The following is a 26,431-nucleotide window of genomic DNA, read 5'->3' on the forward strand; positions in this document are numbered from 1 at the left end:
CGATCCCCGACTCGCCACTTCTTGTGATCATGGACAGCGTGGGAATCCTGGGGAACAGAACGGCCACTGCTGATCAGGCTGAGCTCGGCCCGCTGCTGCGCGGGCTGCGCCTGGCCGCCGGGATGACGCTCGAGCAGCTGTCGCAGGCGTCCGGTCTCAGCGACCGCACCATCGGTGACATGGAACGCGGGGTCAGCAAGGGCCCCCGGGCCAGCACCGTGACCGCGATCGCGGCGGCGCTGAAACTCGGCGACGACGACCGGCAAGCGCTGGCCGCGGCGGCCCGGGCCGGCCGGCACCGCGATCTCCCGCAGGTCGCCGGGTTCGCCGGTCTGCCGCTGCCGCGCGCCGTACCCGACTTCACCGGCCGTGCCGGCGAACTGGACACCATCCGCACCCGGGCCGGGGCGGGAGAACCGGTCCGGGCGATCTTGATCAGCGGCCCGCCGGGAATCGGCAAGACGTCACTGGCTTTGCACGCCGCCGCCGGGCTGGCCGCGGACTTTCCCGACGGCCAGTACTTCGTCGATCTGCAGGGCTTGAGTACGCAGCCGCTGAGCCCGTTCGACGTGCTGTCCCGGCTGATCCGCGCCGTCGACCCGCGGTCGCCATCAGTTCCGCCGGCCCTGGCCGAGGCCACCGCCATGTGGCAGCGGGTCAGCCGGGGCAGACGCCTCCTGCTCGTGCTGGACAACGCCGCCGACGAAGCCCAGGTCGGGGCCGTGGTTCCCGGCGACGGCCCCGCCGTGACGATCGTGACGAGCCGCCGGATGCTGCGCGGCCTCGGCGGTGTCGACCGGCTGCCACTGGCGCCGCTGACCGAGCAGGACTCGGTGTCGTTGCTCGGCCGGCTGACCGCGGGACGCACCGCGACGAGCAGCGAACTGCAGCAGCTGGCCGAGCTGTGCGCGCACATGCCACTGGCGATGCGGGTGGTCGGCAACCGCCTGTCCAGCCGCCGGTACTGGACCGCAGCGGACGTGATCGCCCGGCTGGCACCTGGCGACCGCCGCCTCGACGCCCTGACCGCCGGAGACCTGCAGGTCAACGCCGCGTTCGCCCTGTCGTACGACCAGCTGTCACCGGACGCCCAGCGCCTGTTCCGCCGGCTGCCGCTGGCGGCGGGCGCCACGACCGGCGTCGAGACCGCCGCCGTGCTGATGGATCGGCCGGTCCACGAGACCGAGGACCTGCTCGACGAACTGACCGAGGTCAGCCTGCTCGACGAGGCGTCACCCGGCCGGGTCCGCTGCCACGACCTGCTGCGCGCCTACGGCGAACGCAAGCTGGGCGACGAAGAGCCACCCGAACAGATCGAGGCGGTACGGCAACGGCTGCGCACGTGGCTGCTGACCACGACCATCACCGCCGGCCAGTGGTTCGAACCCGAACCCGACCCCGCCGCGCCGACCGGGATCGTATCCTCCGAACACGCCGCCGAGGCCTGGTTACAGGCCGAGGCCGACACGTGGTTCGCCGCCCTGCGGCAAGCGTTCCAGGCCGGCGAACATCGGCTGGTGGTCGACGTCGCCGAGTCCCTGCACTGGTATTCCGACCGATGGATCTACTGGCCGCGCTGGCACGACATCTTCAGTCTCTCCACCGAGGCCGCCCGCCTGCTCGGCGACGACCGGGTGCAAGCCGTCCACCTGGGATACCTCGCCTGGACCCGGCTGGTCTGCCTGATCGACTACGACAAGGCGCTCCAGCACGCCGACCAGGCGTTCGAACTCGCCTCCCGCGCCGGCGACGTCAGCCAGATGGGGTGGGCACGCACGTACCGCAGCCGGGCACTGGCGCGGCTCGGTGGGCGGGCGGAGGAACAGCTGACGGCGGCGCGACAGGCCGTCGGTTACTTCACCGAAGCCGGCGACTGGATCGGGGTGTCCGCGGCTCTGATCGGTCAGGGCATCACCCTGCACGGCCTGGGTCGCCACGAGGAGGCCCTCGCCGCCTTCGAGCGAGCCGTCGCGGTCGCAGAGGACCCTGCGACCGCGACGATCGAATCCATCACCGCCGTGACCGTCGCGAACGCACTTCACTATGCGGCCCTGGTCCATGTGGAGCTGCGGCAGTGGGAGACCGTCGTCCAGGTCACCACCCGGGCGCTGCAGGCGTCCGGCCTGTCGGTCGCGAACCCGGTGCGGACCTGGGTCATGCAGGCCAGGGCACAGGCCTACCGGGAACTCGGCGATCTCCCGGCGGCCCGCGCGGACCTCGAAGCGGTACGGGAGATCAAAAAGGTCGACGGCGACGCGACGGGTCTGCGCGAAGTGGAGGAGGAACTACGCGCCCTGAGCTGACAGTGCTCACCGGTGGCGTTCAGGCGGCACTGCGACGCAGGATGTAGCCGGCGTGGTGCAGTACCCCGTCACGGATCTCGCCGTACGCCCAGAAGCCCAGGTCGTCGAGGTAGTCGACCCGGTCGCCGTCGATCCAGTACCGCCCCTGGTAGGCGTGCGGGCGGCCACCCCGCGTCTCGTCGTACCGGCCGTCGGGCAGCAGCTCCTGGTGCAGGAAGCCGGTCTCGTCGATCCACATCCCGGCGTACGGGTGCTCCTGGCCCGCCGCCTCCGCCGCCTCCGCCGCCGGCGGCGGCGGCGGCGGGACCACCGGCCGGCCGCGCCAGACCCGGACCTGACCGGCGAGGAACAGTGTCTCCACCACCGCGTCCGAGGTCGCCACGGGGAACCGGCCGTCCGGCGACCGGAGGACGGCGATGTCCGCCTGCTTGCCCGGGGTGAGGGAACCACCCGCGTTGTCGTACCGGTTCTCCCGGCTGCCGGCCCGCGATCCCAGGTCGATCAGGGCCGGCAGCACGACGCCGCCCGTGCAGTCGACGACGATGGCGTTGTCGTCCCCGGCTGCCGTGATCAGACCCGGTCCCACCCCGACGATCTTGTCGCCGCCGAGGAGCACGTCCGCCTGCGGCCAGTCGCCCAGCATGGCGTCCAGGGAGACGACCCGTCCGCCGGTGAGCAGGACCGGCCGAGTCGATTCACTCAGGAGGGCTCGCAGGGTCTCCACGTCCGGCATGCCGTGTCGTGTCGTTGCCTCAGTGCTCACCGTGATGTCCTTCCGTCCGGCCCGGGCGTACCCGGTGATCGATGTGCCGGCCGCCGGGAGAACGGCGACCGGCTGCCATCGTCGGCCGCCGTCACGGGTGACCGCCTCGGTGGAAATCGCCTATCCGCGCCAGCGGTGAGCCGGCCGGCAGAACGGCGCCCGCCAGCCGGCCGGCAGAACGGCGCCCGCCAGCCGGCCGGTGGAACGGCGCCCGTCAGCCGGCCGGCACCCCGGCGAGGTCGTAGTCGTGCTGCACCGGCTCCTGCCGCCGGGTTCGGCGGAACCGGCCCGGCGACACACCGAACTCCCGCTTGAACGCGTTGGCGAACGCGAACTCCGAGGCGTACCCCACGCGGCGGGCGACTGTCGCCAATGCCGCGTCGTCGCGGACCAGCAGCTGGGCGGCCCGGTTGAGCCGCCACCAGGTGAGGTAGGCCAGCGGCGGCAGGCCCATGGCGGCGGTGAACCGGCGGGCGAAGGTGGTGCGCGACAGCCCGGTCAGCGCCCCCAGCTGCTGCACCGTCCAGGGCTGCTGCGGGGCGGCGTGCATCTGCCGCAGGGCGGCCGCCACCGCGGGATCGTCGAGGGCGGCCTGCCAGCCCGCGCCGGGACGCCGGGACGCCTCTTCCCGCAGCCAGGCGCGGAGCACGTAGACCAGCAACAGGTCGAGCAACGCCGGCCGGGCGGCGTCGGCGCCCGGCTGCGGGTCGGAGAGGTCGGCGGCGAGCAGGTCGACCGCCGACCGCAGTGCCGGGTGGTGTCCCAGCTGCGCCGGCAGGTGGATGACCTCCGGCAGCGACCGCAGGAACGGGTGTGGCGGGGCGTGGTCGAGACGATAGGCGCCGCACAGCAGGGTGGCACAACCGGCGTCCTCGTCGCCGTCGCCGCCGTCGGGGCCGGCCGAATCCGGCGGCAGGGCGGCGAGGCCCCGGTCCGGGCTGCCCGCGAGACCGTGCACCGCCCCGCGCGGCAGCAGCACGACATCACCGGCGGAGAGCCGCACCGGTGGATCCGACTCGGTGAGCAGCCAGCAGCTGCCGGACAGCACGACGTGAAAGCCCATGCCGGGCTCGGGCCCGAACCGGTTGCCCCACCGGCCCAGGTGGCGGGTCCGGGCGAATTTCGCCCGCCCGGTCCGCAGGGAACCGATCACCTCACTGAAGACATCCACCCATCAAGAGTACGGCGTGATGGTACGACCACGTATGAATGCGGCCGCTTCACGCATGGGAACGCCCACCGTCAGTCCTTAACGTGGAGACAGGTCGGCAACCACGCCGGCCCACGGAGCAAGGAGACCGACCATGTCCGCCTTCGTTGTCATCGACCTCGACATCGCCGGCCCGGAGGGTTTCCGGCAGTACGTCGAGGGCGCCGGCCCGCTGATCGAGCGGTTCGGCGGCCGCAACATCATCACCGACGAGAACGCCCTGGTCCTGGAGGGCGACTGGAAGCCGTCGACCCTGGTGATCCACGAGTTCCCGGACCGCGAGACCGTCCAGCGGTTCTGGGACTCGCCGGAGTACCAGCCGCTCAAGGACCTGCGCCGCAAGCACTCCACGGTGAAGGTCGTCGTCGGCGAGAACCCGTCCTGACGACCCGTCCCGGGCCCCCGACGGCCGTGGCTTTCCGGCGCTGACCACCTCCGCGCCGGAACACCACGCCGTTTCAGTCGGCGGGCAGACCGGCGCGCCGGTCCGGCGCCATCACGTGCAGCACCCGCTTGCCGCGGACGTGGCGGGTGGCCAGATCCCGGTAGGCGTCCGCGACGCGGTCCATCGGGTACGCCTGCGCGATCGGCACGACGATCCGCCCGGCCGCCACGAGCCGGGCGAGCTGCTCCCAGATCTGCGGAGTGTCCGCCTGCTCCTGTGCCGCGGAGTGGACACCGTACTTCCGGATGCCGTTGCCGTCGGCGATCGTGTTGATCCGATAGGGCGGCACGCCGAGCGCGATCGCGGTGTCGACGTTGCCGGCACCGAACGTGTCCAGGTAGGCGTCGACGCCGTCCGGCGCCGCTTCCCGCAGGCGGCCGAGCAGCCCCGGGCCGTAACGGACCGGCGTCACGCCTAGCGAGGCCAGGTAGTCGAGGTTGCCCTCCCCCGCTGTGCCGATGACCCGGGCACCCCGCAACGCCGCCAGCTGAGCGGTGATGACGCCGACCCCGCCGGCGGCGGCGGACACCACCACGGTCTCCCCCTCCTGCGGGGCGACAGCTTCCACGCCGGCCCACGCGGTGGCGCCGACACCGGCGATGGTCGCCGCCTCGTCCCAGCCGAGGCCGGCGGGCATGGCCGCGAGCGCGGCGGGATCGGCCACGACGAACTCGGCCTGCGCCGCCCGCGGCGCGAAACCGAGCACCGGCTGACCGACCCGGAACCCGGTGACGCCCGCCCCGACCTCGGCCACCACCCCGGAGTAGTCGTTGCCCTGACCCTCGGGGAAGGTCGCCGGCCAGATCGAGGCGAAGACCCCCTCGCGGATACCGATCTCCCCGGGGTTCATGGCGGCCGTGACCACCTCGACCAGCACCCGGCCGGCCGGGGTCACCGGCCGCGGGACGTCCACGACCGTCAGCACCTCAGGGCCGCCGTACCGCTCGAATCGCACTGCTCTGGGCACTGTTCTCCCTCACATTTGTCCGCGCGCCGATGACCGCGCAGCCCGAGTCTGCCCATCTCCCCACGCCCAGGTATCCGTATGACTCGCCTAATCACCACGACCCGGCCCCGGCCCCAGGCGCTCCATATGATCAAGAGACACGCCACCGGAGGGACAACCGCCATGGATCACGCCGCGCTCGGTCCGCTGCTGCGCGGATTACGTACGGCGGCGGGGCTGACTCTGGAGCGCGCGCTCTGCCTTCGACGTCGTGACCCGACATCGGCCGGTTGTCAGGTCCACAGGTCGCCGGGGGCCCCGTACCAGGAGAAGTAAGGTCCGTAGCCGTTCGCCGCGATGGCCCGGACCAGGCGCAGATGCTGTTCCAGCAGGGGCGCGTGACTGAGGTCGCCGATGAAGACCGGTGTGAAGCCGACGTCCCGGATGAGTTGCTCCGCGACGGGACGCGCGGCGGCGTCGGCGGCGTACAGGTGACTCGGGCGGACCGGCTGGCGCTCGATCTCGTCGTACAGCAATGCGTAGTCGGTGTTGAACGCTTTCGCGACCGGGCCGCCCACCAGCGATTGCACCAGATGCGCCAGCGACGGGTGACCGGTGGGGGCGAGGCCCTGCAGGTTTGTCGCGTCGATCGTCACCGCGCCGCGGTAGCCGTCGACCACCTGCAGGGCGCGCGGGACGGCGGCCGCCGGCACCGCGACGACGAGCACGTCGGCGCCGGTGACGTCGCCGCCGTCCCGGCCCAGCGCGGTGACCCGGTGGCCGGCGCCCGACCAGAATCGGGACAGCGCGGAGCCCAGGTGTCCCCGGCCCACGATGGCGATCTCCACCGGTCCCCCGTCGCTTGTGCCGCTGTCGCTTGCTCCGCTGCCCGAGCGGAGTGGCTCGCGCGTTCCTGAGCCGGCCCGGCTGTCGCCTCCGCCGGACACCAGACGCTCGCCGTGCCGCCGAAGGTTGCACAGAATGCGAATGAACCTCAATTTAGTGGTACGCCGCAACCGCTGACCGGGTCCGGCCCGGCGCCGTAGCGCCGGGCCGGCGGGATCAGGTTCAGGCCATCATGTCGCGGACCATGGGCGCGACCTTCGATCCGAACAGCTCGACGGCACGCATCCGGGCGCTCGCGGACTGGGCGCCGGCGGTGTAGATCAGGTCGAACCGGCCCACGCCCAGCGCACCGGCACCCGCGGCGATCCGGCGGGCGACGGTCTCCGGCGAACCGATGTAGAGCGATCCGTGCTCCACCTCGGCGTCGAAGGTGGATCGGCGCAGCGGCGGCCAGCCGCGCAGCGCGCCGATCCGGTCGATCTGCACCTTGTACGCCGGATAGAACAGCTCCTTGGCCTCCTCGTCGGTGTCGGCGACGAAGCCGGGCGAGTGCATGCCGACCGGGTACGCCACCGTGCCCAGCTGTTCCGCCGCCCGCCGGTACAGATCCACATACGGCGCGAACCGCTGCGGTTGCCCGCCGATGATGGCCAGCATCAACGGCAGACCGTGCCGGGCGGTGCGCACCACCGACTGCGGCGAACCGCCGACACCCACCCAGGCCGCCAGCCGGCCGGACTCGGTCTTCGGGTAGACGTCGGCGTTCTCCAACGCCGGCCGCGTCGTGCCACTCCAGGTCACCGGCTTCTCGTCGAGCAGCTTGACGAACAGGTCGAGCTTCTCCTCGAACAGCACGTCGTAGTCGGCCATGTCGTAGCCGAACAACGGGAACGACTCGGTGAACGACCCGCGCCCGAGGATCGTCTCGGCCCGGCCGTTGGACAGCGCGTCGACGGTCGAGAACCGCTGGAAGACCCGGACCGGGTCGTCGGAGCTGAGCACGGTCACCCCGGAACCCAGCTTGATCCGCTTGGTCCGGGTGGCGATGCCGGCCAGCACGGTCTCCGGCGTGGAGATCGAGTATTCCGGGCGGTGGTGTTCGCCGAGCGCGATGGCGTCCACACCCAGATCGTCGGCGAGGACCGCCTCCTCGACGACCTGACGGATCGCGGCCGCGTCGGACAGCAACGCACCGGCGTCGTCCGCCGGCACGTCGCCGAAGGTGTCGAGGCCCAGGATCAGGTCGGTCATGGCACTGCCCTCCAGGTGATTGACACGTCAATCAAGCTTCTGGACGCCTCAACCAACCGGCGGCCCGGTTTATGCCGGGTGCGTTGTCCGCCCGAGGTTCGAGCTCGATGGACGGCAGCTCCGGGAGCCCGGGGGCCGGCGTGCAACCTTCTCGATCTCCTTCGGCGTCTTTCCCCCACCGAAGGAGGCGGGTGTGCCTCCGCGGGCAAGCCTCTGCCCCATCGGCCTGGAGGGCCTGTTTTGACCTGACGCTCGTGACGGTTCCCCGACTCAGTCCGGATGCTGCGGTGCAACAATTACCGAAATCAGCGATCCGGCCATTTTCGTGCGCGAATTCCGGCATTCCACAATAGACCTCAATTTACCTGGTGTTCAGCTCGACTCTGTTTCTTCCAAGGTTCACCGATGTCTAGGTTCATCGCATCCAATCAACACCGGAAGCGGAAGCGGAGGAACCATGGACAGCACACGTGTCCGCACCTCATTCATCCGGCTCGTCATCATGACGGTCCTGCTCAGCGCGCTTGGGGCAATCGGGTTCGCAGGGCCGGCCCACGCCGTCGAACTGGTGCGCCTCAACAGCGAAGAAACGGGAATGTGCCTCGACACGAACGGCCCCACGGCCTATACGCACGAGTGCACGGGAAGCCACAACCAGTACTGGCTGATGAAGTATTCCGGTAACTCGTTCCGGCTGAACAACTACGAGCACGCGACTCTGTGCCTTGACAGCAACTATGCCGGGAACGCCTACACGATCCCATGCAACGGCGGCAATTACCAGCAATGGCGGAAAGGAGCCAATGATCGCATCGTCAACGCTCAGACGGGTCTCTGCCTGGACAGCAACTACGCCGGCAAGCTTTACACGCTCGCCTGCAACGGCGGCACCTATCAGGGTTGGTATTTCCACTGACAGGTGCCGGCGGCAAGCTGACGGACGGCAGGTAGGTAGGTGACGGTGGACTGCCTCGGTCCGAGGCAGTCCACCGTCCTTCGGCTTGAAGGACGTTCCATGTCGACCATCCCGGCAGCCAGGTCGGTCACCACCCCGGCGCGAGCACGCGGGCTTCGTCGCCGGTTACGAGGACTACGGCCCCGGGTACGTCGACATCGAGTTCGGCAGCCCGATCACCGACCTCGCCCCCGTGGCGCAACGCCTGGCCGACGCCGGATGGCGCACCGGCCGCACCGCCGACGAGGTCACCGCTGCCCGGGGCGACTGGCGGCTGACCGTCCACCCCAGCGGCCACAGCGTCGCCGACGGACCCGCCACCCTGCGCGCCGAACGCGCCGGGCCCCGGCTCACCCTGATCCTGACCGCGGTGTTCGCGCTGCTCGGCGCGTTCGCGGGCAGGTGGCTCGCCCGCCGCGCCGGCGACGACCTCGGCCTTCTGCCGCGCCTGACAGCACTGAACGCCGTCGGCTTCCTGCTGGTGTCGGCGCACACCCTGCTGACCGCGGCCACCCTGGCCGGCGACGTCTCGGCCGCGTTCGGCACCGGACCCTTCCCGCTGCCGTGGGGGCCGACGATGAGCTACGGGACACGCCCGGTCACCCTGATCGGCCTGCTCATCACCGCGATCTGGCTCGCCGCCGTCTTCGCTCCGCGGTTCACGCGCCAGGTGGGCGAGGGCCGCGGCTGATCACCGGCACGCGGCGACCGACGCGGACAGCGGGACCGACCACTGCCGCACTGGGGTGTCGGGTTCAGCCGGCGTGGACGTCGACCGTCGCGGTGATGGCCCCTTCCATGTCGGCGATCCGGCCGGCGGCGTCGCCGTCCAGGCGGCCGATGATCACGATGCCGGGGTAGTACGACTGATCGCCGTAGTAGAGGACGAAGTCGTTGCCGGGCGCGTAGTAGCCGACATCTCCGACGTCGGGATCGGCGCCGTCCGGTTGGCCGTCCAGTCGTAGCGGTGCGGGCAGCGGGCCGGTCTTCTCCACCGAACCGTGGTCGGTCATGGCGATGGTCAGGGGAAGCTGGGCGAGGAGATCGCGGCCGGCGGCGCTGTCGAAGAGGGTAGCCGCGAAACGCTGCTCGCCGACGGTGATGCGGATCTTCATCTGTTCCTCCTGGCCGGCGGTGGCGTCGGTGCCGCCCGGCTGCGGCGATGGGCTGCCGGGCGGCGTCGATGTGACAGGTGTGACCACCGGGGCGTCACCGGACCGGCCGCTGTCACCGCAGCCGGCAGCGGTCAGGGCGACGACCGTCACCAGCGTCGAACACACGGCAGTACGGAAGCGTGGCATGGCATCTCCCTCTGTCGGAACGACGTCCGGACGGGCCGTCCTGAGCCTGATCACCGAGTCAACACCCGCGCGGGCGAACGAAGAAGTCACTCTCGAAGCGTGTATTGCCAGGGCCCCCCACCACGGTTCCCGCAGACAGGGGCGCCCTGCCGGTACACCCATCGTCAGGAACTCCCCGCCCGCCGGTCGACGCGGTTCGCTGAATGCGGAACGCCTCGAAATGCTGAGGCTCGGGCGGCAGAGGCTGCGGGTGACCACCGCAGCCGGTCATCTGCTCCCGCTGTCCGCTTCGGGTTCGTGATCGCGGCTGTGACAGGTGTCCGCCTACACCTGACCGCAAAGATCCTGTCGAGAATGAGGTTCATCCCATGGAACGTCGCACAGCGCTCGGACTGATCGCCGCCACCGGCGCGGCCGCCGCCTTGCCGGCTGCGCCCGCCTTCAGCGCGGAGAACGGCCGCGCCACCGGAAACACCGGACCGCGAAGGCCCACGCCCAAGGGCGGCTACACCTTCGCCCTGGACAAGAACGTCAAGCGGACCTCGGTGCGGTTCACGAACCGCTACGGCATCACGGTCGCGGGTGACCTCTACGTGCCGACGAACGCCCGCGGCAAGCTGCCCGCCCTGGCTGTCAGCGGCCCGTTCGGCGCGGTCAAGGAACAGTCCTCAGGCCTCTACGCCAACGAGTTCGCCCGCCGTGGCTACGTCACCCTCGCCTTCGATCCCTCGTTCACCGGTGAGAGCGGCGGCACGGTACGCGACGTGGCGTCACCGGACATCTGCACCGAGGACTTCAGCGCCGCCGTCGACTTCCTCGGGCTGCAGAAGATCGTCGACCGCGAGCGGATCGGCGCTCAGGCCATCTGTGGCCTGAGCGGCATGGCGCTCAGTGCGGCGGCAGCGGACAGCCGCATCAAGGCGGTCGCCACGGCCTCGATGTACGACATGTCCCGCAGCATGTCGCGCGGTCACGAGGACTACTACACGCGTGACCAGCGCCGGAAGGTCGTGGACCACCTGAGCCGCCAGCGCTGGATCGACGCCGCGAACGGCACCCGTGCGCGGCTCTCCCACGAGGTCCCGTTCGACGCGAACGGCGACGTCGCCCCGACGGACCGGGTCCTGCCCAAGACGTTGCCGGCGGACGCAGACCCGGTCACGGCGAGTTTCTTCGACTACTACCGCACCGGCCGCGGCTACCACCCGCGTTCGATCAACTCCACCACCGCGTGGACCGCGACCACGCCGATGTCGTTCTTCGCCTTCCCGCTGATGGCGAACATCGACATGCTGGCGCCCCGCAAGGCTCTACTGGTGGCCGGCGCCGAGGCGCACTCCCGCTACTACTCCGAGGACGTCCGGGCGCAGGCCTCCGACACGGTCGAGCTTCTGATTGTGCCGGGGGCCGACCACGTCGACCTGTACGACCGCATGGACCTGATCCCCTTCGACGCGCTGGACCGGTTCTTCGCCACGAACCTTGCCTGACGGGACCGTCCCGGTGGGCCGGTGCCACCACCGGCGCACCGGTGTGGTTCTACGGAATCACGGCCAGCGACGCGATCAACGACGAGTCCCACGAATCCGGCGCGGACAGCGTCCCGTTGTCGTAGACCGATGCGGCGGCCGCGGCGCCCTGGCGGCTGCCGGGCGGGGCGACGAACTTGTAGCCGACCTGGCGGACGGTGCCGATCATCGTTTCGCAGCGGGGTCCGAGCTTGGCCCGCAGGCGCCGGATGTGCACGTCCACCGTCCGGGTGCCGCCGAAGTAGTCGTAGCCCCACACCTCGCGCAGCAACTGGTCGCGGCTGAACACCCGGCCGGGCTGCTGGGCGAGGAATTTCAGGAGCTCGAACTCCTTGTACGTCAGCACCAGCGACTCGCCGCGTAGCCGGGTCGTGTAGCTGTGCGGGTCGATGGTCAGCTCGCCGATGTGGATCAGCTCGTCCGCCGAGTCGTTCTCGGCTGCGCGCCGCTTCACCGCCAGGTTCAGCCGGGCTGCCACCTCGGCCGGGCCGGCGGTTGTCAGAACGAAGTCGTCGATGGCCCAGTCGACGCCGACAGCGGCGAGGCCGGCGTCGCGGACCAGGGCGATCAGCGGCGCGCTCAATCCGCTGGCGCGAAGCGCGCGACATGTCGCGCGGGCCTGGGTCAACTGCCCGCAGGCGTCGACCAGGACGGCGGCCACGTGCGGGTCCTTGGTCGCCCCGGCCCAGTCGCCCTGGGGCGCGACCTGGACGGTGTACGGCAGCAGGTCCAGGGCAGGCAGCACCTCGAGGTGGCTGTCCGTCAGCAGGAGGAGATTCATGACGTCCTTCCAAAACAATCTGGACCGTACGATCGCTGGTCCGCACGCTAGACCCGCACTGTTTCCACCGGATATCGCGCCGATGGCGGTAGCGGCTCGCCGGACGGTGGGCAACAAGCGCGAAACATTTACAGCACTCACTGTTGACATCAGTTAACAAGCCGAACAATGCTGTGAGAGCGCTCTCAAAGCGCTGTCCGCAGCTGCTGACGAGCGCGCCGGCGAACGGTCATGACCCCGTGACCGGTCCCCTTCGCCGTCATCCGCCACACGGCCGCTTCCCCGAGGCCCGCCGGGTGCCTGGACAGAATTGAGGTGCTGGCTTGCGTACCAGAATGAGATGGCTGACCGCCCTCGCCGCGCTCGCGGTCGCGGCGCCGGTCGTGGCCGTGACGACGCCCGCCGCGGCGGCCTCGCCCGCTGTGCTCCCCGTGACCGTCACCAACAACACCGGCCGCGGTGACGCCGTGTTCCTGTATGTCATCGGCACCATGAACGGGCGCTGGGGCTACGTCAACAGCAGCGGCGCCTTCAACCCCTGGCCCGCCGGCGGCAACCCGCCCGTGCCCGCCCCGGACGTGTCGATGGCCGGGCCCGGCAACGGCGGCACCACGACGATCCGCATCCCCAAGGGCCTGTCCGGCCGCGTCTACATGGCGCTGGGCGACAAGATCAAGTTCTTCATCACCCCGGACGGCTTCGTCCAGCCCGCACCGTGGGCGCCCGGTGACCCGAACTTCAACACCCTCTTCGACACCAGCGAGTTCACCTTCAACGACGCGGGGCTGTGGCTGAACAGCTCGCAGGTGGACTTCTTCGGCATCCCGCACGCGGTCACCGTGACCAACGGCGCCGGGCAGACCAAGCGCACCGGCGACGTCGTCAACGACGGACGAAACAAGATCATCAATGCGATAAAGGCCCAGCCGGGCTGGCAGGACTCGGTCATCACCCGCGCCGACGGTACGGTCCTGCGCGTGCTCGCACCGGGCAAGGCCACCGACGCCGGGAAGTTCCCCGCGAACTACCTCGACGCCTATATCAACTCGGCGTGGAACGCGTACACCAGCCGGACGTTGACCGTCGTGCCCCGCCAGAACGAGCCGAACCGCAAGTTCTTCGGCCGGACCGTCGGCAACACCATGCGCTTCACCGACAGCACCGGCGCCGAGGTCGCCACCGTCGACAAGCCCAGCACCGCGAACGTCTGGGGTTGCGACGGCGTCTTCAACGCACCCAACGTGGCACCGTTCATCCAGAGCGAGGTCCGCCGGACCATCTGCACCGCACTGGTACGGGGCACGCTCGGCACATCCACCGTGGAGCCTGTCTACGACGCGAACGCGTTCTACAAGAACAGCGCGCCGAACCACTACTCCCGGATCATTCACGCGAACATGGCCGACGGTAAGGCCTACGGCTTCGCGTACGACGACGTCGGCGGCTTCGAGTCCCTGGTCCACGACGGCGATCCGCAGCAGGCCGGAATCATCATGAGCCCGTTCGGTGCCGGCGGGAACCCGCCCACCCCGCCGCCGGCCACCGGCAACCGGATCCTCAGCAACTGGAACAACAAGTGCGTCGACGTCAGCAACGCCAACTTCTCCGACGGGGTGCCGCTGCAGGTCTGGACCTGCAACAACACCGCGGCACAGGCGTGGACGTTCACCGGGAACACGATCAGCACCCAGAACAACAAGTGCATGGACGTCGCCTGGGGCTCGCGCGACAACGGCGCGGTCGTCCAGATCGCCACCTGCAGCGGGAACGCCGCACAGCAGTTCGTGCTCAACCCGGCCGGCGACCTGGTCAACCCGCAGGCCGGCAAGTGCGTGGACATCGCGGCGTGGAACCCCGACGACGGCGCCCGGCTGCACCTCTGGGACTGCGTCGGCGGTCAGAACCAGAAGTGGCGCAGAGGCTGACCCCACCGGCGCCTCGGCAGCGAGGCGGGCTCACGCTCCACGCGGGCCCGCCTCGCTCCGGCCGGTCACCGCGGCCGGGCCTGCCCATCGCCGAGCCGGCCACGACGCCGCGTCGTCGCGTCCGGTGTCGCTCGGACCCTCTCGCGCGGAGGGTGGCTCACTACTTCCCGCGGTTGTTGAGCGTCATGTACTTCACGGCGTCATTCTCAGTCTCGAACTGCAACACCCATCCGGGATTTCCCTCAACCGCGAGCAGGTACATGCTCTCCGAGTCCGCCTCGAGACCCTTGGCCTGGTAGGCAGCCTTCAGCTCGGCCAGCGTCGAGCCACGCTTGATGCCCGCCTCGGTGGCGGCATCCACCGGCGCCGCAATGCTGTCGATCTTGCCGTCGGTGAACCCGGCGCCGCCGGCGCCCAGGAAAGCGTCCAGCTGCGTCGCCATTCCGCGCATCGACTTGGCGCGCAGCTGCAGAACCCGCGTCTGCTCGTCGATGGACCCGGAGGCGGCCTTCTTCTCGGCCGCCTCCAACTCCTTCGCCAACTTCTCCTCGGCGGCCATCCGACTCGGGTCAGGCTTCGGCCCGTCCACGAAGGAGTACACCGTCAAGTCCTGCACCATGGACGCTGGCGCGCTGTGAAGGTCACCGGTGGCCAGCGCTTCGGCCTCGGTCATCGTAAGGGTGAGATTCCCGTAACCGGCAGGCCCAAAGTGCTTCGGCGCGGCTGTTCTCCCGGCCGGGGCCGAGACCGTCTCCTCCGCGGAGCCGCATCCGGTCAGCGCCGCCGCAGCCGTCAGTACGACCACCCCGACAACCAGGCGGCGACGCAGCCCCTCACCGCCGACATCTCCGTTGATCATGAGTGAGCATTGTAGAGAGCCGCACCACAGCGATCCGTCGATGCCCGCCGGGCCTCACAGCAGCGTTGTCAGTACCCCACCGTCGACGCGCACAGCCGATCCGTTGATCGCGGACGCTACCGGACTCGCGATGAAGGTCACCGCGTTCGCGATCTCATCGGGTTCGATGAAGCGCCCCAGCAGGGTCGTCTCGTTGGTCCCGATGATCGCCGCCTTCATCTGCTCCTCGGGAACGGACTGCGCGGCGGCGAGGGTCCGGACCGTCCGGGCGACGCCGTCGGAGTATGTCGGGCCGCCGAGAACCGCGTTGACGGTCACCGCGGTGCCTTTCGTGAGCTTCGCGAGGCCGTTACCCACGGCGAGCATCGCGGTCTTGGACGTGCCGTAGTGAATCATGTTGCCGGGAACGTTGACGCCCGACTCACTGCTCACGAAGACGATCCGGCCCCACCCGCGATCGAGCATCGCCGGCATGAGCCGCCGGGCCAGCCGCACACCGCTGAGCACGTTGACCTCGAAGTAGAGCCGCCAGTCGTCGTCGGAGACGAGCTCGAACGGTTTGAGCTCGAAGAGCCCGACGTTGTTGACCAGGATGTCGACGCTCGGGAGCTGCCCGCACAACCGGTCGACGTCGTCGGTGACCGCGAAGTCGGCGGCCACGCCGCTGACGGACACGCCGGGGACATCGCGGCCCAGCGCTGCGACGGCGTTGTCGAGCTTCGCCTGATCACGGCCGTTGAGGATCACGTCGGCGCCTTCGCGGGCCAGCGCCCTGGCGGCCGCGTAACCGATTCCTTCGCTGGATCCGCTGATGAACGCGGTCTTACCGTTGAGTTCCAGGTCCATTCGCACTCCTCGTAGATGGCCACCGGCCGGGGCCCGAACGTCGTTCCTTGCCGGCCGTCCGGCTCGGCTCGGCTCGTTCATGCTGCCGCCGGCCGATGAGCATCCGATGAGTAACGTCCGTGCGCTTCAGCGAGGTGGTCCCAGGACCACGGTGCCGCCGATCTCGACGGCTTCGGCGAGCAGTTCGCGGCTGATCTCGAAACCGTCCGGCCGCACGGTGGTGAGGTCGCGACCGGCGTGACGGAACATCTTCTCCAGTCCGCCGGGGGTCGCCATGACCAGCAGGTCCGCCCGCTCGGAGGTGATCCGATAGCCGTGCGGGATGTTGCGCGGCAGGTAGACGATGCCGCCCTCTTCGAGTTCGTGGCGTTGGTCGCCGGCCCAGACCAGGGCGGTGCCTTCGAGCAGCAGGAAGACCTCGTCCTCGCGGGTGTGCAGGTGGAACGGGGGCGCCTCGTCCTTGGGGACGGTGAAGCGACCGACACTGAGCTTGCCGTCGGTGGCTTCGCTGTCGAGCAGGACGCGGTAGGTGCCGCCGGCGAGCCATTCGAGCTTTTGCTGCTGACCCGGCTGCGCCAGGTAGGGGATGGTCATGGCTACCTCCGATCGCCGCGGTCGACCACGTTCGTGCGGGTGAGCGTGGGGTAGTCGGTGTAGCCCCGTTCGTCGCCGCCGTAGAAGGTCGGGCGATGCGGCTCGTTGAGGGATGCACCGGCCTTGATCCGGGCCACCAGGTCGGGGTTGGCCAGTGCCATGGCGCCGACGGTGATCACGTCGGCGAGGCCGTTGTTCAGGTCCTCGATGCGGGTCCCGAGGTCGGCGCCGGCGCGGTTGAGCAGCAGCGGGCCCGGCCAGTCCGTGCGGATCTGCTTGAGCAGGCCGTCGTTACCGCCGTGGGCCACGTGCAGGTAGGCGAGACCGAGGGGTGCCAGGGCTGCCACCAGGGCTCCGTAGAGCTCGGGCACATCGTGTTCGACGACGTCGTTGAACGGGTTCCCGGGTGAGATGCGGAAGCCGGTCCGGTCGGCGCCGATCTCCTGGGCAACGGCGGTGGCGACCTCGACGGCGAAGCGGATCCGGTTGCCGATGGAACCGCCGTACCGGTCTGTCCGCTGGTTGGCGTTGCTGGACAGGAACTGGTGCAGCAGGTAGCCGTTGGCCCCGTGGATCTCCACGCCGTCGGCGCCGGCGGCGATCGCCGCGGCCGCCGCGAGGCGGAACTCCTCGACCGTCTCGGCGACCTCTGCCGTCGACAGCGCACGCGGTTCGGGCACCGGCTGCATGCCGGCAGCAGTGAACATGGTGCAGTTGGCCGGCACCGCCGACGGCGCGACGGGCTGCCGGCCGTGCGGGGTGTTGTCGGGGTGCGAGATGCGGCCCACGTGCATCAGCTGGATCACGATGCGCCCACCGGCGGCGTGGACGGCGTCGGTGACCTGGCGCCAGCCCCGGATGTGCTCGTCGGTGTGGATGCCGGGAGTGAGCAGGTAGCCCTGGCCGTCGCCGGAGGGCTGGGTGCCTTCAGTGATGATCAGTGCCATCGATGCGCGCTGGGCGTAGTACTCGGCGTTCATCGCGGTCGGCACGCCGTGCGGCGTGGAGCGGTCGCGCGTCATCGGCGCCATCGCGAGGCGGTGTGCGAGGGAGATGGCGCCCAGGTCGATCGGGTTCCAGAGGTCGTTCACAGAAAGTCTCCACTACGGTACGAACGTGGCTAGCCACGTTTCTGGCGATGGTGATGGGTCAGTCATCGGCCGGGCGTCATGCCGCAGCCGATCCCCGGATGTCATGCATCCGGCTGCCTACGGCTGTCTCAGTGGGCGGTGTCTTTGCCGTCGTTGCGCAGGGACTGCTCGATCGTTCGCGCCAGCGCGACAAAGGTGTTGATCTGTTCCGGCTCGAGGTGCCGGGTGGACACCTGCTCCAGGTGCGCCCACATCGCTTCCAGCGGCTCGCGCATGGCTCGCCCCTTGTCGGTCAGGAAGACCTGCTGGACGCGGCGGTCGTGGGCAGCGGCCTCCCGGCGCAGCAGGCCGGCGTCCTGCATGCGGCTCAGCGCCTTGGAGACGGTGGAGTGGTCGAGGCCGACGCTGGCGAGAAGTTCTGACTGCGTCTGCCCGTCGCGTTCCATCAGCTGCATCAGCAGCAGTTCCTGGCCGGGGTGCAGGCCGAGGTCGCGGAGCAGGGCACCGGCGAAACCGCGGTGGGCCCGGGCAAGAGCGAAGATGGCGAAGCTCAGTGGCCCGGTGCGAACCGTGAGATCGTCATCCGCATCGTCTCGTGCGGTCCGGGACGCGGTCACGCTGTCTCCTGCTGGGCCGAGGGTCGGGTTGCCATGGTCACCTCCTGACAAGGTATCCGGTTCGGAGGGCGGAGTTTCCGACCGGCCGGAATGTGGCTGACCACATGACCATGACACATGAATATGTGGCCAGCCAAGTATTTGAGATCGAGGGCACATCCATGTGGCTGGCCACATAACTGGCGGAGCGGTCAGCGAGGGCGGGCCAGACCCAGGTCGTACGCGATGATGGTGGCCTGCACCCGGTCGCGCACCCCGAGTTTCGGCAGCAGGGCGTTGACGTGGGCTTTCACCGTCCCGGCGCCGATGCCGAGAACCGCGCCGATCTCCGCGTTGGACAGTCCGGTGGCCAGTTGCTCCAGCACCTCGCGTTCGCGAGGGGTGAGCCGGGTGAGGCGCGGGTCGTCGGCACCGGCCGTGGCGACGGCGGCGACGGCGAACGCGTCGATGAGCCGCCGGGTGGCCAGCGGGCTCAGCATCGCCTCGCCGGCCGCGACGACCCGGATGGCCGAGACCAGTTCCGCGGGTTCGGCGTCCTTGAGCATGAAACCGGAAGCGCCGGCACGCAGGGCCTGGAAGACGTACGCGTCCTGGTGGAACGTGGTCAGCACCAGAACCCGCGGCGGGTCAGCGGTGGCGGTGAGCCGGGCGGTGGCGGTCAGCCCGTCCATGCCCGGCATCCGGACGTCCATCAGCACCACGTCCGGCGCGAGCCGGCCGGCCAGGTCGAGGGCGGCCGCGCCGTCACCGGCCTCACCGACCACCTCCATGTCGTCCTGCGAGCCGACGATCGCGCACAGGCCGGCCCGGATCATCAGTTGATCGTCGACGACGATCACGCGGATGGCGATGACGACACCTCCATGGTCCTGCGGTCCACCGGGCCGAGTCCGTCGAGCATCAGCCGCATCGCGGCGAGGGCCTCGCGGGCAGCCTCCAGCACGGTAGCCAGGTCACCCTCGTCGGCTGCCTGCGGTACCCGGGCGGCGTGCCGCAGGACGGCGTCGCGCAACCCGGCGGCGACGCGGGCCCGCTCCGCCAGGGCTCGCTGTTCGGCTTGCGCGGCCACCGTGGCCACCGCCGCCTCCTCCCGGGCCGCGCGGCGCTCCCGCCGGCGCCGGGCCGCCGCGCCGGTGAGCCAGCAACCCGCGAAGGGCGCCGCCAGCACGACGGCGGCGAGCATCGCGAGCACGACCGCCACCACCACGGTGCTCATCCGGTCGGCGTCCGTCGGCTGCATGGCGAACAGCAGGCCGAGGACCAGGACCGTGCTCGTGAGACCGGCGACCGCCGCGAGCCAGGTGAGCCGCGGTCGTGCGCCGTACGCGGCGACGGCGTGCACCGCGACCAGTTCGGCGCCGCCGCTGAACAGGAACAACCAGCCGTCGTCGGCGGGCACCACGCTCGTGGCCGTCAGCAGCGGGCCGAGTCCGGCGGTCGCCGCAAGAACGCCGAGGACCGTCCACGGACGACGCCGCCGCCACAGCAGCGGCACCGCGTGCGCGATCATCGCCAGCAGCGCGAGTGTCGCCGCGGCAGGTGCCGGCCGGTCCTCGGTGACGTAGGCGGCCAGACCGGACAGCGGGACCACCAGGGTCAGCGCGACCAGGCCGGCGTCGAGGACGACCCGGCTGCGCACCCAGCGGCGCATCCGGTTCCCGGCCGGTGCGGACGCGGCCGGCGGCAGCACGGCGTGCACCCGCCAGCCGTGTGGCTGTCGCGGCCCGGCGGAGACCGTGCCACCGAGGGACGCGGCACGCTCCCGCATGCCGGTCACCCCGCGACCGCCACCCAGCCCGCCGGCGGACGACTCGCCGGCGGGTCCGCCGTCCTCGACCAGCAGGCGGGTGCCGGCCGCATCCTGCGTCAGGCTCAGCCGGACGGTGGCGCCCGGCGCGTACCGCAGCGTGTTGGTCAGCGCCTCCCGCGCGATCGCGTGCACCACCTCCGCCGTCGCGGCGCCGACAGCGACGTCCACGTCGGCGACCACCACCTGCCCCAGTTGCCGGAAGTCGTCGGCGAGATCGGACAGCGTCGGCACCGGCGGGCCGGGAAGGCCCTCGCCCTGCGGGATGAGCGTGACCAGTTGCCGCAGGTCCACGAGCGCCTGCCGGCCGGTCCGGGCGGCGAACTCCAGCGACTCAGTGACCAGTTCCGGTCGCTGCGCGCCGAGGAAGCGGGCCGTGGACGCGTTCACCACGATCGACGTCAGGTGGTGGGCGGTCACATCGTGCAGTTCCCGGGCCAGCCGGCGCCGCTCCGCCCCGGCCGCCTCCCGCCGGTCCCGCTCCGCCTCGGCCAGCCTGCGGGCGGCCGCCGATCGTTCCGCCACCCATCGCCCGCGCGCCCGGCCGGCCGCCGCCACCACCCCGTAGATCACCGCATTGATCAGCAGATCCAGCGGGAGGTCCCGGATCGGGCCGTCGTCGAGCAGCAGCACCCCCTGCCACGCCACCAGCCCGCCGGCGGTCAGCGCGGTGACACGCCGGGAACACCGCGCCGACACACTGAACAACGCGATCAGCTCGGCGAACGAGAGCACCAGCAGTGCGTCTCCCGGCACGAACAACGCCACTTCGGGAACGAGCCGGCCGCCCACCGCGGCCACCACGGCGACGATCGCGGTGACCGGCACCGGCACCCGGGCCCGGAAGCCCAGCGCGACCGTGACCACCACGACAGCCGCGACCACGACGGCGAGCCGGCCGGCCGTCACCTCGTCGCCGCGGGCCGGCGCCGTGCCCGGCCAGACGGCCAGCTGGGCGACGGCGAGCAGCACCGGCAGCGCCCAGTTCGTCATGATGGCGGACAGCCTATCGCCGTCCCGCACCGGCTGATCTATGCCCGAGGGCAGGGGTCGATATCCGTCCGCGGCGGGATCCGCCGGCGGCCGCGCGTCAGCAGACTGAGACGCATGCTGATCCCACCGCCTCCGGCCACCGCGTACCACCGCCTCGCCCGCACCGCCGCGCACCGCTGGTGGCGCCTCGTGCTGGGCGCCGTGTTCATCGTCGTCGGCGCTGTCGTCCTCGCTCTCGTCCTGGCCGTCTCGTTCGGGGTCGCCGCCGACCTCACCGGCCAGCCCCTGGATGCCGACGGGATGTCCGCCTTCGGCGCCCTCGGCGAGCTGGCGTCCGGCTTCCTGACCATCGCCGCGCTGCTCCCGCTCACCATGCTCGCCGCCCGCTGGATCCAGCGCCGACCGGCCGGCACCCTGTCCTCGGTCACCGGCCGGTTGCGCTGGGGCTGGCTTCTCACCTGCCTGCCGATCGCGTTCCTGGCCATCGTGGTGTTCCTCGCCGCCAGCAGCGCCGTCTCCGCCGTGACCGGCGAGGACCTCGGCCTCGGCGACCCGCTCGCGGGCTGGGGCCCGTTCGCCACCTCGATGCTGGTGCTGCTGCTCGTGGTGCCGGCGCAGGCTGCCGCCGAGGAGTACCTGTCCCGGGGCTGGTTGCTGCAGGGTGTCGGTGTCTGGTTCCGCAGCCCGTGGATCCCGATCGCCGTGCAGGCGCTCGTCTTCGCCGCCCTGCACGGCTGGGGGACGCCGTGGGGCTTCGCCGACCTGCTCGTGTTCGGCGTCATCACCGGCTGGCTGACGGTGCGCACCGGCGGGCTCGAGGCCGCGATCGTGCTGCACGTGATGAACAACCTGCTCAGCACCACGATCGCCGCCGCGTACGGCGACCTCGCCGTGGACGAGTCCGCCGCCGACATGCCCTGGCAGATGGCCGCGATCGACCTGCCGGTTCTGCTGGCCTACGCGGCCGTGATCCTCGTGCTCGCCCGCCGGCGTGGCATCGCGACCCGTACCCCCGCACTCCCTGCCCCGCCGCCCGGCATGGTCCCCGCCGGGGAGCGGTTGCCGGTCGCGGCGTGATGCGTCCCAGGACACCGGTGGCCTCCGAACCCTCTCCGGGCCGGCTGTCGCTCCCGCGGCCGGCGCAACAAACCCGGGCGTCTGCTGTCGGCGACGAAGCATGCGGGTTCCGGCCGGCCATCCGCCAGCTCAAGGAGTGTCCGGCAGTGCTCACCTCGGACCGGGAGCCGGCGGGCGGCGCGCCGGCCTGCTGGCGCTGTGGTACGGGCCGCGGCTGACCGCCCTGTCCACCCGCCACCGCACCGGCTGGCGGCCGCCACTCACCCGTACCCGATGTGGCCCCGCCTCACTGCCCTCGCAGATGGTCGTGCAGTTCCCGGGCGGCCTGCGCCATCATCGCCTCGGCCGCCGGCTGCACGACGGCCGGGACGCTCGACTCGGTGAGCGCCGCCACCGCGAACACCCCGCCGTCGTCGTGCTCGACCACACCGACCTCGTGGCGCAGGTTGAGCAACGTGCCGGTCTTGGACGACCACCGGGAGGCGTCCGAACTGAAGTCCGGTGCCAGGCGATGCCCGATCAGGTTGCCCGCCATCAGCCCCCGCGTCCGGGCCGCCACACCGGGCGCGATCGAAGAGGGCGACCACAACGCCTGCAACAGGTCGACGAAAGCTCGCGCGGTGCCGGTGTTGGCACGCGCGACATCCAGCTGGGTCACGGCATGGCCCCGTGCCGCGCCGCGGGACCCGATCGCCAGCGAGTGCGCGAGGTGGGCGTCGCGCGGCTCGAAGCGTTCCACCGGCGTCTCGACGAGATCCCGCAGCAGGTGGCGCACGGCGATGCCGGAGATCCCGGCGTCGCGGAGGCAGCGGTCGACCTCGCCGGGCCCGACCAGCCCGAACAGCGCGTCGGCGGCGGCGTTGTCACTGATCGCGGTGCTCAGGTAGAGCAGGTCGTCGACGGCGATGCGGGCCGGGTGCCGGAACCTGGTCAGTCCGGTCGGCCCGGGCGTGCTGACCCGGCCCGGCTCGACGTCGAGCATCGTGGCGCCGTCGATCCGGCCGTGCTCGATCTGGTTCAGCACGGCCACGGCGAGCGGGATCTTCACCAGCGAGGCGACGGGGTACTCGATGTCGGGCTCGATACCGATCTCGGCGCCGGTCGTGAGGTCGCGTACCAGAAAAGAGCCGGACAGGCCGGCGTCGCCCAGCCGCTGACGCAGGTCGCGCAGGAATCGGTCGGTAGTCATCGCGGTGCCCCGTCCTGTTCCGCGCCGAGGCAGAGCCCGACCTGGTGATGCAACGGCCCGCGGAAGCGGTCGCCGTCGCCGATGATGGCGGCGGACACCGCGTAGCCCCGGCCCACCGGGTCCCCGGTGAGAGGCCGCCAGTACAACTCCAGTTCCTCCGCCTGCGCCGCGGAGCACAGCAGCAGGTTGCCGGTCCGCACGACGTCGGAGACGGCGGCGGTCAGCGTCGGTGCCACCGCGATCTGCGCGGGCATCAGCGCGGCCCGATGGCCCAGCTGCGTCAACCGGTCCCGGACATGGGCCACGTCGTCCTCCGGCTGGATCCAGATCCGCCGCCACGCCGATCGGGCCCGGCCCGGACGCAGCGTCTCGATGCGTGTCGGCTCGGTGCCCTCGTTCCGGACCGTGCCCAGGCCCAGCGGAACCACCCAGGTGGCCTCCCCCGGCGGGACCGCCACCAGGGCCGCCCGCACCTCGCCGGTGGAGAACGCGGCGAACCGGGCCGCCGGGCCGGCCGGCCGGAAGTCGAGGACGGTGCCCTTGCTGCGGGCGGCGGCGTCCAGCAGCGCCAGCCGGCGAACCGGGCAGACGTCTGGGACGCTCAACGCCAGGGGGCGCAGTTTCGCCTGTTCGACGTCGTGGTCGAGGGTGTCCGCCAGCTGCACGAGCCGCTTGGCGGGTGGCAGCATGTCCCGGCCGAAGGCGGTGAGCACCGCGCGCCGGGCGGCGCGGTCGAACAGCTGCTCGCCGAAGCGTCTCTCCAGGGCTGCCACGCGCCGGCTGGCCACCGGCTGCGGCACCCCCGCCGCGGCGGCGCCCAGCGTGAAGCTGCCCTTCTCCCCCACGTGCACGAACACGCGGCACGCTTCGATCAGATCCATGACCGGAGGTTATGCGACAAACGCATGAGATCCTCCGTCAGCGTCTTTGACGACATAGATCCAGCGCAGCAAGCTTCTGACCATGTTCTTCGCTTCCCGACGCCCCGCCGGCCTGGCGCTACCCGTCGTCCTGGCCGCGGTGCTCCTGTCCGGCTGCGGCAGCAGCGACACGTCCGTGCCCACCGCACCCGCACCCGCGGCCTCCGCCTCGTCCTCGGCCTCCGAGACCACGCGCATCGCCGCGTTCGACGCTCTCGAACGCGAGTACCGCGCCCGGCTCGGCGTCTACGCCCTCGACACCGGCTCCGGCCGCACCGTCACGCACCGGCAGGACGAACGCTTCGCCCACGCGTCCACCTTCAAGGCGCTGCAGGCCGCCGTGGTGCTGCGCAAGGCCTCGGACGAGGACCTGCGCCGGGTGGTCAAGTACCGGACCGCCGACCTGCTGGAGTACGCGCCGATCACCACCAAGCACGTCGCGACCGGGATGACCGTCGGTGACCTGCTTGCCGCTTCCGTGCAGTACAGCGACAACACCGCCGCCAACCTGCTCTTCAAGGAGGTCGGCGGACCCGCCGGACTCGAACGCGAGCTCCGGGAACTCGGCGACCCGACGACGAACGTCGACCGCATCGAGCCCGACCTCAACGAGGCGACCCCCGGCGACGTCCGGGACACCAGCACCCCCCGGGCGCTCGGCACCGACCTGCAGAAGTTCGTACTCGGCGACGCCCTGCCCGCCGAGCGGCGCAAGACCTTCACCGACCTGCTGCTGGGCAACACCACCGGCGACACGTACATCCGCGCCGGCGTGCCCGACGGCTGGAAGGTCGGCGACAAGACCGGCAGCGGCGGGTACGGCACCCGCAACGACATCGCCGTCATCTGGCCGAAGACCGGCGAACCGATCATTATCGCCGTCCAGTCCGACCGCGGCGTCAAGGACGCCAAGTCTCAGGACGCCCTCATCGCCGAGGCCACCGAAGCCACCGTAGCGGCACTGCGCTGAGCCGGCACGCACGTGGTCGTGCGGCTGGACAGTCGTCGGCCGTCACACCACCGCGGTCGGCCGGACCGGCGTCCGGGGACGGTGCCGCAACTCGGCGCGTGCCCACCGGAACAGCCCGTCGACGGCGGCGAGGGCGAGTCCTGCCGTCACCGCGGTCACCGTGTAGAGCATGTCGGAGTCCGCCGGGCTGACCGCGGGACTTCCGGCCAGGGCCGTGACGGGCCGGCCGGCGTCCATGGTGGCCAGCGTCATCACGAACGACAGAACCGGGTAGCCGATCAGGACCCACAGCAGCGGGGCGATGGCCGCTCGCCCGCCGCGCCAGGGCCGGCTGAGCACCGTGACCGCGCCGACGGCGAGGAAGGCTCCGGCGAGCAGCGCCACCAGGTGATCGATCACGACGATCAGGACGACCGCCGACGGGGCGAGCACGGCCACGACCGGCAACCGCCGGACTCGTGCGGGCGCCACGGCGGCCACCCCCGCGAAGCCGGCGGCCAGGAGCAGTGCGACGGTGGCCGTCCGCACCACGGCAGGCCCGGGATCCGTGTCACCGGGCCCGTGCAGAGCCGCCACGGCCACCGCGGTGGTCATGCACACCGTCGCGGCCGCCGTGGTCGGCCACCGGCGGAGCACCGGCGGCCGCCGGCCGATCAGGAGGACCGCCACCACCGGTGGCACGGCCGCGACAAGCGCCAGGACCACCACGGACGGCACAGCTGAGGCGCGGTCGAGCCCGACGTCCACCCCGATCCACGCCACCGAACCGAGCACGACCGGCACACCACGGCGGCGATCACCCGCGCCGAGAACCACCAGCAGACCGGCGACCACCACGACGACGCCCCAGCGCACATCGCGCAGCCAGTAGGCGTCGGCGCCGATCACGTCCGGGCCGGGACAGGCACCACGGCACATCGCCGAGAAGCGCACGGTGTACGCCCAGATCAGCGCGGCGGCCACGACGAGGACGAGGGCTGCGGCAGTCCGTGCCCGAGGCATCATGCCGGGCACCGTAAGCCATCCGGCAAAGCCCGGGCGCCCCTCCCGCAGGCCCCGAGCACGGTCCGCGGAATGCAGCCGTCGGTGGAGACACCGGCGATGGCGAGCTTGCGGTGGCCGGTGACGCCGCCGCGGGAGCAGCTCTATGCCCACGGGTATAGGGACGTCTCCCACCGCAGGAAGATCCGGAAGAAAGCGGCGGCTGCCAAAA

The 26,431-nt window shown here is 71.0% G+C and carries 25 protein-coding genes; 8 read left to right on the forward strand and 17 right to left on the reverse strand.

All coding sequences use genetic code 11. The annotated features are described in order from the left end of the window. The first annotated feature begins 38 nt into the window (after positions 1–38). Positions 39–2,303, forward strand: a complete 2,265-nt coding sequence (locus tag LPA41_RS04710; RefSeq protein ID WP_229068590.1) for a helix-turn-helix domain-containing protein — start codon at positions 39–41, stop codon at positions 2,301–2,303. 19 nt (positions 2,304–2,322) lie between these two features. On the opposite strand, the gene LPA41_RS04715 is transcribed toward LPA41_RS04710, so the two are convergent. Both LPA41_RS04715 and LPA41_RS42895 read right to left on the reverse strand, forming a co-directional pair. Beyond that, the gene (locus tag LPA41_RS04715) at positions 2,323–3,066 is read right to left on the reverse strand and encodes an Atu4866 domain-containing protein (RefSeq protein WP_229068591.1); all 744 of its coding nucleotides are present in this window, start codon (positions 3,064–3,066) and stop codon (positions 2,323–2,325) included. Positions 3,067–3,280: 214 nt separating this feature from the next. Then, entirely contained in the window at positions 3,281–4,237 is a 957-nt protein-coding gene (locus LPA41_RS42895; protein ID WP_229068592.1) for an AraC family transcriptional regulator, read from the reverse strand. Between the two features lie 133 nt (positions 4,238–4,370). On the opposite strand from LPA41_RS42895, the gene LPA41_RS04725 reads away from it, so the two are divergent. After that, positions 4,371–4,661, forward strand: a complete 291-nt coding sequence (locus LPA41_RS04725; protein WP_229068599.1) for a DUF1330 domain-containing protein — start codon at positions 4,371–4,373, stop codon at positions 4,659–4,661. Between the two features lie 73 nt (positions 4,662–4,734). Here LPA41_RS04725 and LPA41_RS04730 read toward each other — a convergent pair whose 3' ends face one another. The 3 genes from LPA41_RS04730 to LPA41_RS04740 all read right to left on the reverse strand — a co-directional run bounded on the left by LPA41_RS04730 (position 4,735) and on the right by LPA41_RS04740 (position 7,764). Further along, positions 4,735–5,688 carry an NADP-dependent oxidoreductase gene (locus LPA41_RS04730; protein WP_229068601.1) on the reverse strand — a complete coding sequence of 318 codons (954 nt, stop codon included), beginning with the start codon at positions 5,686–5,688 and terminating at the stop codon, positions 4,735–4,737. Positions 5,689–5,960: 272 nt separating this feature from the next. Beyond that, positions 5,961–6,515 carry a hypothetical protein gene (locus LPA41_RS04735; RefSeq protein WP_229068603.1) on the reverse strand — a complete coding sequence of 185 codons (555 nt, stop codon included), beginning with the start codon at positions 6,513–6,515 and terminating at the stop codon, positions 5,961–5,963. Between the two features lie 220 nt (positions 6,516–6,735). Beyond that, on the reverse strand, positions 6,736–7,764 hold the full coding sequence (locus LPA41_RS04740; RefSeq protein ID WP_229068605.1) for an LLM class flavin-dependent oxidoreductase: 1,029 nt from the start codon (positions 7,762–7,764) through the stop codon (positions 6,736–6,738). A 457-nt stretch (positions 7,765–8,221) separates the two neighbouring features. Here LPA41_RS04740 and LPA41_RS04745 point away from each other — a divergent pair, with 457 nt between their 5' ends. Continuing rightward, the gene (locus LPA41_RS04745; protein ID WP_229068606.1) at positions 8,222–8,680 is read left to right on the forward strand and encodes an RICIN domain-containing protein; all 459 of its coding nucleotides are present in this window, start codon (positions 8,222–8,224) and stop codon (positions 8,678–8,680) included. 85 nt (positions 8,681–8,765) lie between these two features. Then, the gene (locus LPA41_RS04750; protein ID WP_229068608.1) at positions 8,766–9,410 is read left to right on the forward strand and encodes a hypothetical protein; all 645 of its coding nucleotides are present in this window, start codon (positions 8,766–8,768) and stop codon (positions 9,408–9,410) included. Positions 9,411–9,474: 64 nt separating this feature from the next. Here the strand turns inward: LPA41_RS04750 and LPA41_RS04755 are convergent, their stop codons facing one another. After that, on the reverse strand, positions 9,475–10,020 hold the full coding sequence (locus tag LPA41_RS04755; protein WP_229068610.1) for a cyclophilin-like fold protein: 546 nt from the start codon (positions 10,018–10,020) through the stop codon (positions 9,475–9,477). A gap of 368 nt (positions 10,021–10,388) precedes the next feature. Between LPA41_RS04755 and LPA41_RS04760 the strand changes: the two genes are divergently transcribed. Further along, positions 10,389–11,510, forward strand: a complete 1,122-nt coding sequence (locus LPA41_RS04760; protein ID WP_229068612.1) for an alpha/beta hydrolase — start codon at positions 10,389–10,391, stop codon at positions 11,508–11,510. 49 nt (positions 11,511–11,559) lie between these two features. Here LPA41_RS04760 and LPA41_RS04765 read toward each other — a convergent pair whose 3' ends face one another. Next, positions 11,560–12,330, reverse strand: coding sequence for a response regulator transcription factor (locus LPA41_RS04765; RefSeq protein ID WP_229068614.1), 771 nt, complete (start codon positions 12,328–12,330; stop codon positions 11,560–11,562). Between the two features lie 335 nt (positions 12,331–12,665). On the opposite strand from LPA41_RS04765, the gene LPA41_RS04770 reads away from it, so the two are divergent. Next, positions 12,666–14,255, forward strand: coding sequence for a beta-1,3-glucanase family protein (locus LPA41_RS04770; protein ID WP_229068616.1), 1,590 nt, complete (start codon positions 12,666–12,668; stop codon positions 14,253–14,255). Positions 14,256–14,415: 160 nt separating this feature from the next. On the opposite strand, the gene LPA41_RS04775 is transcribed toward LPA41_RS04770, so the two are convergent. The 7 genes from LPA41_RS04775 to LPA41_RS04805 form a co-directional block, all read right to left on the reverse strand. Then, complete coding sequence (locus LPA41_RS04775) at positions 14,416–15,114, reverse strand: hypothetical protein (protein WP_229068622.1); 699 nt, start codon at positions 15,112–15,114, stop codon at positions 14,416–14,418. Positions 15,115–15,168: 54 nt separating this feature from the next. After that, positions 15,169–15,960: an SDR family NAD(P)-dependent oxidoreductase gene (locus LPA41_RS04780; RefSeq protein ID WP_229068624.1), complete on the reverse strand. Its 792-nt coding sequence runs from the start codon at positions 15,958–15,960 to the stop codon at positions 15,169–15,171. Between the two features lie 126 nt (positions 15,961–16,086). Then, positions 16,087–16,554 (reverse strand): cupin domain-containing protein, encoded by a 468-nt coding sequence (locus LPA41_RS04785; protein WP_229068625.1) that lies wholly within the window; start codon positions 16,552–16,554, stop codon positions 16,087–16,089. Between the two features lie 2 nt (positions 16,555–16,556). Continuing rightward, positions 16,557–17,645, reverse strand: a complete 1,089-nt coding sequence (locus LPA41_RS04790) for an alkene reductase (RefSeq protein WP_229068628.1) — start codon at positions 17,643–17,645, stop codon at positions 16,557–16,559. A gap of 128 nt (positions 17,646–17,773) precedes the next feature. Further along, positions 17,774–18,262: a MarR family winged helix-turn-helix transcriptional regulator gene (locus LPA41_RS04795; protein WP_229068630.1), complete on the reverse strand. Its 489-nt coding sequence runs from the start codon at positions 18,260–18,262 to the stop codon at positions 17,774–17,776. Between the two features lie 191 nt (positions 18,263–18,453). Then, positions 18,454–19,077, reverse strand: a complete 624-nt coding sequence (locus LPA41_RS04800; RefSeq protein ID WP_229068747.1) for a response regulator transcription factor — start codon at positions 19,075–19,077, stop codon at positions 18,454–18,456. Positions 19,078–19,097: 20 nt separating this feature from the next. Further along, positions 19,098–21,062 (reverse strand): sensor histidine kinase, encoded by a 1,965-nt coding sequence (locus tag LPA41_RS04805; RefSeq protein ID WP_229068632.1) that lies wholly within the window; start codon positions 21,060–21,062, stop codon positions 19,098–19,100. A gap of 114 nt (positions 21,063–21,176) precedes the next feature. Between LPA41_RS04805 and LPA41_RS04810 the strand changes: the two genes are divergently transcribed. Continuing rightward, positions 21,177–22,139: a CPBP family intramembrane glutamic endopeptidase gene (locus LPA41_RS04810; RefSeq protein WP_229068633.1), complete on the forward strand. Its 963-nt coding sequence runs from the start codon at positions 21,177–21,179 to the stop codon at positions 22,137–22,139. Positions 22,140–22,425: 286 nt separating this feature from the next. Here LPA41_RS04810 and LPA41_RS04815 read toward each other — a convergent pair whose 3' ends face one another. Together LPA41_RS04815 and LPA41_RS04820 are read right to left on the reverse strand one after the other, a co-directional pair. After that, positions 22,426–23,328, reverse strand: coding sequence for a serine hydrolase (locus LPA41_RS04815; RefSeq protein WP_229068641.1), 903 nt, complete (start codon positions 23,326–23,328; stop codon positions 22,426–22,428). Next, positions 23,325–24,209, reverse strand: a complete 885-nt coding sequence (locus LPA41_RS04820; protein WP_229068642.1) for a LysR family transcriptional regulator — start codon at positions 24,207–24,209, stop codon at positions 23,325–23,327. Before LPA41_RS04820 ends, LPA41_RS04815 begins: the two co-directional genes overlap by 4 nt. A gap of 82 nt (positions 24,210–24,291) precedes the next feature. Between LPA41_RS04820 and bla the strand changes: the two genes are divergently transcribed. Beyond that, complete coding sequence (bla, locus tag LPA41_RS04825) at positions 24,292–25,218, forward strand: class A beta-lactamase (RefSeq protein WP_229068644.1); 927 nt, start codon at positions 24,292–24,294, stop codon at positions 25,216–25,218. Positions 25,219–25,260: 42 nt separating this feature from the next. Here the strand turns inward: bla and LPA41_RS04830 are convergent, their stop codons facing one another. Beyond that, positions 25,261–26,223, reverse strand: a complete 963-nt coding sequence (locus LPA41_RS04830; protein WP_229068646.1) for a hypothetical protein — start codon at positions 26,221–26,223, stop codon at positions 25,261–25,263. Positions 26,224–26,431: the final 208 nt, after the last annotated feature.

The organism is Actinoplanes sp. DH11 (assembly GCF_020873875.1).
In the GTDB taxonomy this organism is placed as follows: domain Bacteria; phylum Actinomycetota; class Actinomycetes; order Mycobacteriales; family Micromonosporaceae; genus Actinoplanes.